At 63.6% G+C, this 10529-nt stretch carries 7 protein-coding genes; 2 read left to right on the top strand and 5 right to left on the bottom strand.

Annotated features, from left to right (window positions below; all coding sequences use genetic code 11):
- Nucleotides 1-767: 767 nt before the first annotated feature.
- The 3 genes from P8014_RS19295 to mfd form a co-directional block, all read right to left on the bottom strand.
- Nucleotides 768-2516: a 3-hydroxybutyrate oligomer hydrolase family protein gene (locus P8014_RS19295; protein ID WP_337818957.1), complete on the bottom strand. Its 1749-nt coding sequence runs from the start codon at nt 2514-2516 to the stop codon at nt 768-770.
- A 63-nt stretch (nt 2517-2579) separates the two neighbouring features.
- The gene (locus P8014_RS19290) at nt 2580-3467 is read right to left on the bottom strand and encodes a CsiV family protein (protein WP_337818956.1); all 888 of its coding nucleotides are present in this window, start codon (nt 3465-3467) and stop codon (nt 2580-2582) included.
- A gap of 123 nt (nt 3468-3590) precedes the next feature.
- On the bottom strand, nt 3591-7073 hold the full coding sequence (gene mfd, locus P8014_RS19285; RefSeq protein WP_337818955.1) for a transcription-repair coupling factor: 3483 nt from the start codon (nt 7071-7073) through the stop codon (nt 3591-3593).
- A 235-nt stretch (nt 7074-7308) separates the two neighbouring features.
- Between mfd and P8014_RS19280 the strand changes: the two genes are divergently transcribed.
- Nucleotides 7309-7908 carry a biotin transporter BioY gene (locus P8014_RS19280; protein ID WP_337818954.1) on the top strand — a complete coding sequence of 200 codons (600 nt, stop codon included), beginning with the start codon at nt 7309-7311 and terminating at the stop codon, nt 7906-7908.
- A gap of 131 nt (nt 7909-8039) precedes the next feature.
- On the opposite strand, the gene P8014_RS19275 is transcribed toward P8014_RS19280, so the two are convergent.
- Together P8014_RS19275 and arfB are read right to left on the bottom strand one after the other, a co-directional pair.
- Nucleotides 8040-8447 carry a DUF1284 domain-containing protein gene (locus tag P8014_RS19275; RefSeq protein WP_337818953.1) on the bottom strand — a complete coding sequence of 136 codons (408 nt, stop codon included), beginning with the start codon at nt 8445-8447 and terminating at the stop codon, nt 8040-8042.
- Between the two features lie 26 nt (nt 8448-8473).
- Entirely contained in the window at nt 8474-8914 is a 441-nt protein-coding gene (gene arfB / locus P8014_RS19270; protein WP_337818952.1) for an alternative ribosome rescue aminoacyl-tRNA hydrolase ArfB, read from the bottom strand.
- Between the two features lie 309 nt (nt 8915-9223).
- Between arfB and P8014_RS19265 the strand changes: the two genes are divergently transcribed.
- On the top strand, nt 9224-10297 hold the full coding sequence (locus tag P8014_RS19265; protein ID WP_337818951.1) for a site-specific integrase: 1074 nt from the start codon (nt 9224-9226) through the stop codon (nt 10295-10297).
- Nucleotides 10298-10529: the final 232 nt, after the last annotated feature.

Here is a 10529-nt window from a genome sequence, read left to right as displayed (position 1 = left end):
CTGGTCTTACGTGAGTGACGCGCCCGAGTACCTTTCTTTGCACGCCCAAAGAAAGGTACGAAAGAAAGGCGCCCGAAAGGCCTTGTCCCTACGGGCAGACCTCGAGCGTACACCCCGTCCCGGGGCACCGCAGGCACTTGCCCTCCTGGCAAAGCCTGCGCGGGCGGCGTCCCTGCCGCCCGACCCCGCGCCGGGGCGCACGCTCGAGGCAAGGCCTAACGGGGATCGGGACGTGAAAATAGAACGCATCGCAAACGCTTGGGCTACGCATTCGGCGATAGAAGCGTAGGTTGGGGTAAGCGAAGCGCACCCCAACGCGGGCAGTGCAGATCATGTTGGGGTTCGTTGCACTCACCCCAACCTACGGGAGCCGTGTTTTGATGTTAGGCCCCCCCTGATCGCTTGCCTCGCGGATGTGCGCCTGAGCGCGGATGGCTGACAGGGATGTCAGCCAAGCAGCTCTTCGCCCGGATGGCGAATGGCTGTGGGCCCCGTTCAGGTGTGCGTTCGCGAGGTTGCCCGCAGGGACAAGCGATCCTGGGGGTGCGTTTCTTTCGCCGGTTTCTTTGCGCACTCAAAGAAACCGGCTCGGGCGCGTCACCTCGATTGATCTGAGCCCCAAACGTCGAATCGCGTCCGAAACGTGCCTCAGCACCAACAATTGGGAACAGATTTCACCACATAGCCCATAGAAACCACATACTTTGGATCGAGCCCGAAATGGACTCCTAGACCCGCCGAAGAAATACCGACTTCGCTAGCTGTCCCTAACCGCCAACGATCCCCAGATGCCCGTGTTCAAGAACCGCCTCCCCGCGCGGTCGGCTGTCGAGCACCCGGCTATGCGGAAGAGCGGTGCCCTCACGCAGATGCAGCAGCATGCTGTCCAGTGCGGAATAGACGTAGGGCATCATCGGCAGATAGCGCATGCCGAGCGCCGGCCAGGCGAGCAGGGCGTCGAAATGCTGCGCATACGGCACTTCCCAGTACACCGGATCGCGGCCGTTGGCGCGAAGCCAGGCGACGTAGGCATCCGAACTGAAGTTGATCGGGATCAGGCCGTCGTCGTGACCGTGAACGACCCATATCGGCAGCGAGTTGCGGGGAAGCTGCGCGGCGGTGGCGGCCACGCCGTCGCGCAACGCGCGACCGGCTTCGCCGTCGGTCGTCCACAGTTTGCGTAGACAGCCGAAGTCCCCGATCAGCGAGCGCTTCGTCGGCGGCAGCACGACGCCGGCGCCAGGCGGGATGCCGTGGGCGTCAGACCACCATGCGGCTCGTACCCGCTCGTCGGTGGGATGCCGGTGGCCGTCGCCGTCGATGGCCACCGCCTCGAAGTCGAAGTCGCAGGGCATGTTGTCCAGAGGACGGCGAAGATAGGAGCTGGCATAGGTTGCGCCGGCCGGGCGCCATAGATCGAGTTCGTTGATCAGCGCCGAGGTCTGCAGCACGTTCGGCCCCCAGCCGGCGGCCAGCAGGCGTTCCAAAGCTTCTTGCGGCCAGCCACGCGGATCGCTTGAATCGAGCAGGCCTGCAGCGCTGAGCGCTTCACCGTGCGCTGTAAAATCGTATGGCGGATGTTCTCCGAAACGTGCCTGCAGGATCTCGCGGAAGGGTGCTGCGGCGAGGGCGCTGCTGAGCAAGAGCGACGCCTCGCTGGCATAGTCATAGAATGGGCGTCCCGTTTCGGCAGCATAAATATTGGGCGAAACTGCGATTACGCCGTCCAGCGCGCCGATAGAGTCCCGCCCTGCGGCCTGCAGGACGGCGCCGCCGCCGTTGGATAGACCCACGGCGATGATGCGTGTGTTTTCGGCGGTAAAGGGCGCTTCGTTGGGGTAGGCGCGTTCGAGCATCGCCAGGCCGAAATCGACCGCCTGCAATACACAGTCGCCCCAACGCGCCTCGGGGTTGTCGCCGGAGTGGGCGTGTTTGATGCCGACTCCGCAGTCAGCCGCGGCGGGTTCGAACTCCAGCGACGCTTCTCCCCGATGCGCGCGTGTGCCATCCAGGCGTACGCCGGTGTCGCTGCCGGCATCGAAGTAGCCGGTGCCGGCACCTTTGTCGGTGTAGGCGACGGCGAATCCCTGCGGCAGCCCCCAGGCCCCTGCTAGAGCGATGGCACCGTAGATGCCGCGCGAGCCGGGGGATGCGGCTACCACCAGACAGCGCGCTTGGCGGTCGAAGGCGTCCGGTGCCTGCAGCAGCACCCGATGCGGTGCCTCAGCTCCACTCAGACGGGCGAAGGCTTGGTACTCGCGTCCCGGCACCTCGGGCGCGCCGCCGTACAGGCTGCCGAAGGCGCCTAGTGGCGAAAGATCGACTATGGCGCGCCAGTTGGTATGAATGGCACGCCGCCTGAGTTCTTCGGGCGTGGGGCGGGCGGGATCGTAGAAGCATGGAGGCTGAATCTGGCGTAGCCCTGTCAGCCCCAATCCGGCGCTCAGCAGATCGTCGTCGTGCCGATGGAGGGTTTCCCGGATCTCGCCGAAGTCGGGGGCTGAGCCGCTATCCATACAATACCCATTGACTTTATAAAACAATCATTAAAATTCTGTTTCTCAGAATTCGCATAAGAATCAGCGGCTGTTCCCGATCGGCCAGATTTCGAACAGGATGCCCAGCATGGGGTGGTCGACGTAGTTGAGCTGCTTCGAACGGGTACGGCGGTGTTCGATGATGTGGACTTCCGTCAGCGTGCCTCCCGGCGCCGGCTGCGCATTCCGCGGATTGGCGATCACGGGCACGTCCTCGACGAGCTTGGTCTGCATGGCCTGCTCACTGGTCGCCGGCGCAGGGGAAGTGGTGGCGTTGGAGGCCAGCGCCGGATTCTGATCCGGTTGGCTTCCCGCGACCGGTGTGGTCTGGTCGGTCTGAGCCGAGGCGGCAGGGGCGGGGACGTCCTGCGGTTTGGTCGGCACGCGCAGCACCAGGTCGGTGTATAGATGCAGATAGCGGCTGAGCACGATCTTGACCGTGCCGTACAGCTGGTAGAGGTGCTGCGGTGCGGGTACCTCTACCGCCTGGCCGGCGCGCATGATGAAGCGCGGCTGCATGAGTTGCGGGTAGAGCGGTCCGTAGTCGGCGCCGCCGGCGATGACCACGGGCACCGCCTGCTTGATGTCCAGGCCGGGCTGTTCCCAGGCGACGTGCCCGATCACGGTGTAGCGTCCGCTTGCCTGCAGGCGTTTGGCCGCGGCATCGAGTTCGTAGGCGGAAGGCGGCAGCACCTTGAAACCCGGCGCGGTCTGCCCACCGAACAGATCCAGCGCGTGTGCCAAGTCGGGTTGCGGCAGGCCCTGACGCCATTGCTCCTGGCTGAAGTTGGCCGATGAGTTGAAAGTGAAAAAGACCATCTCGATACGATAGCGATTCTGGTCCTGGGGCGCGGCGGCGGCACGGGACAGCGGCCAGAAGACTCCGAGCATGATGAGGGAAATGACCAGAAAAGAACGTAGGGCGGGCATTCGATGGTCTCCTGCGTACCATGGGCTGTGGAGCATAGCCGGACGGTACCGATAGCATGAACGTGTTGCCCGGGGGCAACGTCGATGGCGATAGTGTATCGCGTCGGAGGCGGGCCGCTATCTTCAGCCGCCCAGCTTGGCGATCAGCTCGTCTATGACTCTTAAGCGATCCTCGAGTTCGGGCATTTCCACCGTCAGTTTCAGCTTGTACTGGCCGTCGAGCTTGTAGCGGGCCGGGTTGGACTGCAGCAGGAGAATGAGCTTGCCCGGATCGACCGGTGTCTGCTCGGAGAAGATCAGCCGTGCGCCGTGGGCTCCGACCTCGAGCTTGCGCACGCCCAGCGGTGTCAGGCGCAGCTTGAGTTCGGTAATCGCAAACAGGTTCTTGGCTGGCTGCGGCAGCAGGCCGAAGCGGTCAATGAGTTCGACCTGCAGCTCACGCAGCTCGACCTCGTCGGTAGCGCTGGCGATTCGTTTGTAGAGAATCAGGCGGCCATGGACGTCGCTCACGTAGTCGTCGGGCAGCAGTGCACCGACGCCGAGATCCACTTCCGTGCCGTGTTCCAGGGGACGCTCCAGCTCGGGCAGCTTGCCTGCCTTGAGCGCGGCGACGGCGCGTTCGAGCAGTTCGTTGTAAAGCGTGAAGCCGATCTCCTGGATCTGGCCGCTCTGGTCCTCGCCCAGTAGTTCGCCGGCGCCGCGAATTTCGAGGTCATGGGTGGCAAGACTGAAGCCCACGCCGAGGTCGCCCAGCGTTTCGATGGCTTCGATGCGCTTGACCGCGTCGGGCGTCATGGCCTTGCGCGGCGGGGTGATGAGATAGGCGTAGGCGCGGTGGTGCGAGCGCCCGACGCGGCCGCGCAGCTGGTGTAGCTGGGCCAGGCCCAGCTTGTCGGCGCGGTCGATGATGATGGTGTTGGCGTTGGGTACGTCGATGCCGCTTTCGATGATGGTGGTGGCGACCAGCACGTCGTGGCGGCGGTGGTAGAAGTCCAGCATCACCTGTTCCAGCTCGCGCTCGCGCATCTGCCCGTGAGCCATGCCGATACGCGCGTTGGGCAGCAGCTTCTGCAGGTCGCGCACAGCACGTTCGATGGTCTTGACCTCGTTGTGCAGGAAATAGATCTGGCCGCCGCGGCCGAGTTCGCGCGCGCAGGCCTCGATCAGCATGCTCGCGTTCCACTCGTGCACGAAGGTCTTGATCTGATGCCGGCGCGGCGGTGGGGTGGCGATGATCGACAGGTCGCGCAGGCCGGACAGCGACATGTTCAGTGTGCGCGGGATCGGAGTGGCGGTCAGCGTGAGCAGGTCGACCTCGGCGCGCAGCTGCTTGAGTCGTTCCTTGTGACGCACGCCGAAACGGTGCTCCTCGTCGATGATGGCGAGCCCCAGGCGCTTGAAGCGAATCTCGGGGGCGAGCAGCTTGTGCGTACCGATGACGATGTCCAGTGCGCCTTCGCGCAGCGCCTTGAGCGTGGACTCCTGTTCGGCCTTGCTACGAAAGCGCGACAGCGACTCGATGCGCACCGGCCAGTCGGCGAAGCGATCGCGGAAGTTGTTCAGATGCTGCTCGGCCAACAGTGTGGTTGGAACCAGCACGGCGACCTGATGGCCGTTTTGCACCACGGCGAAGGCGGCACGCATGGCGACTTCGGTCTTGCCGAAGCCGACATCGCCGCAGACCACGCGGTCCATCGGCGTTGGTGCGGCCAGGTCGGCGAGCACCGCGTCGATGGCGGACTGCTGGTCCGGCGTTTCCTCGAAGGGGAAGGCCGTGGCGAAGGCGGCGTACTCGTCGCCGTCGATGGCGAAGGTCTGGCCCTGGCGAGCCGCGCGACGGGCGTTGATCTCCAATAGCTCGGCGGCGGCGTCGGAGGCCTTTTCCGCGGCGCGCTTGCGCTGGCGCTGCCACTGGTCGCCACCGAGCTTGTGCAGCGGGGCTTCGCCCTCGCTGGCGCCGGTGTAGCGGCTTATCAGGTGCAGGGAGGCGACCGGTACGTAGAGACGGTCGTTTCCAGCGTACTCGATGGCGAGAAACTCGGCTTCGTTGCCGGTGCCGCCGATGTCGAGCTTCATCAGTCCCTGATAGCGGCCGACGCCGTGGTCCTCGTGCACCACCGGCGCACCGATGGCCAAGTCGGTGAGGTTGCGGATGACGGCGTCGGCATCGCGCGTGGGGCGGCGGTTGCGCCGACGCTGTTGGGCGCGTTCCCCGAGCAGTTCGCCTTCGGTGATGATCGATATCGCTGCGCCAGGCAGTCGAACACCGGCCGGAAGCGGCGCGACAGCGAGGCACAGACGGTTGTCGCTAGCGAGAAATTCGTTCCAGTTCTCGATCGTGTGAGGACGTAGACCCTGGGCGCGCAGCGTGTCTCCCAGCGCTTCGCGGCGACCTGCGGATTCGGCGGCGAACAGAACGCGCCCCTCATGGTTTTCCAGATAGTCGTGCAGTGCGGCGGCTGGGCGTTCCGCGCGCGGCTGCAGGCGCAGTGGCGGCAATGCGACGGCGTCGGCTTCCTGTTCGCCCGCGTCTTCGTCGCCCTGGCGGGCCAGCAACCGCAGGGTGGGGCGGGTTTGCAGTGCGTCGTTCAGTTCCTCGGCGGTGAGAAACGGCTCCTGCGGCGGCAGCAGCGGGCGCTCGCGGTCGTGGCGCAACTGCTCGTAACGTTCCTCCACCTGTTGCAGAAAGGCTTCGGCAGCGGCCTGTACGCCGTCCGCGAGAACGATGAGCGTGTCGCCGGTGAGGTAGTCGAACAGGGTTGCGGTGCGTTCGAAGAATAGCGGCAGGTAGTACTCGATGCCGCCGGGCGGTTGTCCCTGGCTCACGCCGCGATAGACCTGGCTGGCCTGCGGATCGCCCTCGAAGCGCTCGCGGTAGCGACGGCGGAAGTCCTTGATGCCGTCCTCGTTGAGGGGGAACTCGTGGCCGGGCATGAGTTCGACGCGCTCGATCTCGTCTTCGGAACGCTGTGTCTCTGGATCGAAGCCTCGCAGCGTCTCGATTTCGTCGTCGAACAGGTCGATGCGGATGGGGGAGCGCCGGCCCATGGGGTAAAGATCGATCAAGGCTCCGCGCACGGCGAACTCGCCGTGGCTCATGACCTGGGTGACCGCCCGGTAGCCGGCGGCTTCCAGGTCGCGACGGAAAGCCTCGATGTGGAGCCGCTGTCCGCGATCCAGTTTCAGGCTATGCCCACGCACGTATTCCGGTGGCGCAAGCCGATGCATTAGCGTACCCACCGGCGCTACCAGCACGCCTTCTTGCAACCCGGGCAGGCGGCTGAGTACGTCCAGACGCTGGGAGACAATGTCGTCGTGCGGCGAGAAAACGTCGTAGGGCAGGGTCTCCCAGTCCTCGAGATGCAGTACCGGCAGCGAACCATTGGTGAAGAACTGCAGGGCCTGTTCCAGTTGCCAGGCGCTTTGGGTGTCCGCCGTGAGCAGCAGTGCCGAACCGGAATGGTTCAGGACGGCGTCGGCCGCGGCCAGGCCCAACGCGGCTCCCGGCAGATGGGCCAGCGTCGCGATGTGCTTGTCTGCGAGACTCGGCGTGGGTAGGGGGCTGGAGAAAGCCGGCTTGGCCGGCACGGTCTTCGGTTCGGACATTGCGAAATGCTTACTTCACGAGAGGCGGGCAGTTTACAGTGCGATCGGCTGCTTGAGAAATCGAGGGCGGATGACGGTATGGCGAAAGTTTCAATATTCTTCGGCGCCGACACATGGTCGGAAATCGGTATACTGTGCGGCGTCGGCTCGGCAGCCGTCGATAAGGCCATGCTCGGCCTATGATTTTCAGCAACAAGCCTTCACAGGCTTACCACCGACCGGAGATTTATTGCAGATGTCTTCTCTCGCCCTGGAAACTCAAGATACCCTCGTCACGCGCCTGTGGCCCGAAGCGAATGCTTCGCGCGCGCTGCGCAACGCGGCGCTGGTGGCGATCGGTAGTCTGCTGCTGGCTGCGGCCTCCCAGGTTACCGTCCCCCTGTGGCCTGTCCCGGTGAGCGGGCAAACCTTCGCCGTGCTGCTCATCGGCATGGCTTACGGTGCGCGTCTCGGCATGGTGACCGTTCTGACCTACCTGTTCGAAGGTGCGATCGGCCTGCCGTTCTTCGCCGGCGGTGCGGCCGGACTTGCGCCCCTGATTGGCCCCACCGGCGGTTATCTGGCGGGCTTTGTGCTTGCCGCCGGCGTCATCGGCTGGCTGGCTCAGCACGGTTGGGGCCGCAACGGCGCGAGCACCGCCGTCGCCATGCTCATCGGCAATATTGCGCTTTACGTTCCCGGCCTGTTGTGGCTGTCGGCGTTCATGCACTTCAACGTGCACGCCACCCTGGCCGCCGGTCTGGTCCCCTTCATGCTGGGCGACCTGGCGAAGCTGCTGCTGGCGACTGCGCTTATGCCGCTGGCCTGGCGTCTGTTGGGCAAGGCCGGGCGCTGAGCGTCCTGTTTCGCGCCGGGTTCATACGGCGCGACGCAAACCAGAACAGAACGGCAGGCCTTCGAGCCTGCCGTTTTCGTATCCGGCTCATGTGCTTCGCGCCTCAGTTCGATGAAGCCCGAGACGCTCGTTCATTCGGAGTGAAGCTTGGCCACCGCCTGTTTGCACATCCCCGCATCCAGCCACTCACAGCCCTCGCAGATCACGTCCAGATCCTGCGGCGTCACGCGCCGGCGGATGCGTTCGCGAGCCTCGTGCCAGCCAATCACCCGACCTGCGCGAAGATCCAGATGCTCAGCGTGGCGTCGGTCGAGCGCGGCGATCTTGTCCGGCTTGTCGCAGTTTTCACCGCGTCGATGCGGGCAGGGAGAGCAGATGTCGTCGCTGACTCCAACCACCTCGATCTGCGTGTCTTCGCCCGTGGAAGCTCCAAGCCTGCCGAAGACGATGTCATCCATATTGGCGGTGAACCGTGTGGAATAGCCCTTGCCTTGATAGCCGAGGGAGCAGAGGAAATGATGGGGCCTGAAACGGAGCATATGTCTGGGTAATCCCGAAGCGGTATCTACAGATCCTGTGGCTTTACGCGCTGGCGCAGGGCCTTGGTCTTCCCATGCGCCGTTTTCTTTGCCAGCCGGCGCTCGCGCGAGCCGCGCGTCGGCCGGGTCGGCCGTCTCGGTTTGTTTTCGATCGTTGTCGACAGTATCAGCGTGCGCAGGCGTTCGCAGGCATCTTCGATGTTGCGTTCCTGGCTGCGGTAGCGCTGGGCCTTGATGACGAGGACGCCGTCGCGGTTGATGCGGCTGTCCTTGCGGGACAAGAGGCGTTCGCGCAGATGCTCGGGTAAGGACGAGGACTTGATGTCGAAGCGCAGGTGAATCGCCGACGAGACCTTGTTGACGTTCTGTCCGCCGGGGCCGGACGCGCGCACTCCCGCCAGTTCGATTTCATCGGCGGGAATCCGGACGCCGCGACTTATTTGCAGGTCGGCGCCGTCGGAGGCCATATGCGGTCGGTGAAGGTGATTGATGTACAAGGTCGGGGCATGCGGTGGTGCGGTTGCCGAAGGCCGCGAACGCGATGCGAGCCGGGAAGCCGTCTATTGCCAGCCCTGAAAACAAAACAGCGCATCATGCTGCAAGGCGTGATGCGCTGTTTTGAATGAGATAATTTGGTGGAGCGGAGGAGGATCGAACTCCCGACCTTCGCATTGCGAATGCTAAAATAGGAAGCGCTGTAAGCAAGTAAATAAGCCATGTTAAGCAGCATTGTAGTATATTTGGACCAAATTTGGACCAAATGAGGTTCGCCACACATGGCATCGATCAGCGAGCGCAATGGGCGCTGGCGTGCGCGGGTACGTCGGCATGGGGTCGTCACTACGGAGACCTTCCGAAATAAGACAGACGCAGAGGCCTGGGCCAGGAAGCAGGAATCCGATGTAGAGCGCGGTCTCTGGCGCGACAACACTGAAGCGGAGCGCACGGCGCTCATCACATGCCTGAAACGCTACCAGAACGAGGTCACCGCTCATAAACGCGGCGCCGTTCAAGAGGCATCCATCATCGGCATCTTGAAAGGCGAAGCATTGGCAACGAAGGCGATGGCTAAGGTCCGCTCGGCCGATGTGTCGGCCATGGTGGATAGCTGGCGAAGAGATGGATACGCCCAAGCAACCATCGCCCGGCGCCTGGCAGTACTCTCACATGTGTTCGAGCACGCAGCGCGATCGTGGAGTATGGAGGCTCTTGCGAACCCCGTACGCCTGGTCAAGTTGCCACCGTTGCGAAACGGCCGCGAGCGACGGGTAAGCGATGCGGAGATTGATGCGGTATGCAAGGCCACAGGATCGGACATCCTGCCCCACATAGTCCGGCTTGCAGTTGAGACCGCTATGCGGCGCGGTGAACTCGTGGGGATACAGTGGCGAGACGTGGACCTAGCCCGACGCGTAATCCACATTCGCACGACGAAAAACGGCTATCCGCGTGACGTGCCGCTTTCTAGCAGGGCAGTGGCTTTGCTTGAACCGCTGAAAGCCGAGCACGATAAGAAGCAGGAGGAGCGGGAGGCCTCAACACCCAAAGAGACGGACAAGGAGGATCGACTGTTTGCCGTGCGTGATGATGCCGTAACCAGAGCCTTCGATCGCGCGGCAGAGCGGGCGCGTGCCGCCTACGTTGCCGACTGCGAGAGGGAAGGGCGGCCAGCTGACGCAAAACACCTCTTGAACCTACGATTCCATGATCTGAGGCACGAGGCGACTTCCAGGCTCGCAGCGCTCCTTGGCGTGCATGAGCTGGCGAAAGTCACCGGGCATCGCGACTTGCGCATGCTGATGCGGTACTACCATCCGTCGGCAGAAGACTTAGCAGCTAAGCTGGGGTAGTCATTCCCTAGCTATCCAATAGCACGTAGACGGAGGAAGTGCTGTCGGATTTTAGCCTGGACCGCCACCGGTGCCGACTTCATTCCACAGAACGCATGCATTCTTTATAGTCTTTGAACCGCCCCGGGTATTGCGGAGGCTCCAACACTTGAGAGAATGGAGCCATGAACAAGTCGAAGAAGTTTTCCCCGGAAGTGCGTGAGCGTGCGGTTCGCATGGTCCAGGAGCATCG

Origin of the sequence: Acidihalobacter sp., assembly GCF_037381185.1 — a bacterium.
Classification (GTDB): domain Bacteria; phylum Pseudomonadota; class Gammaproteobacteria; order DSM-5130; family Acidihalobacteraceae; genus Acidihalobacter_A.
The sequence above is the reverse complement of the archived record's forward strand: the minus strand, read 5'-3'. Positions and strand labels throughout refer to the sequence as shown.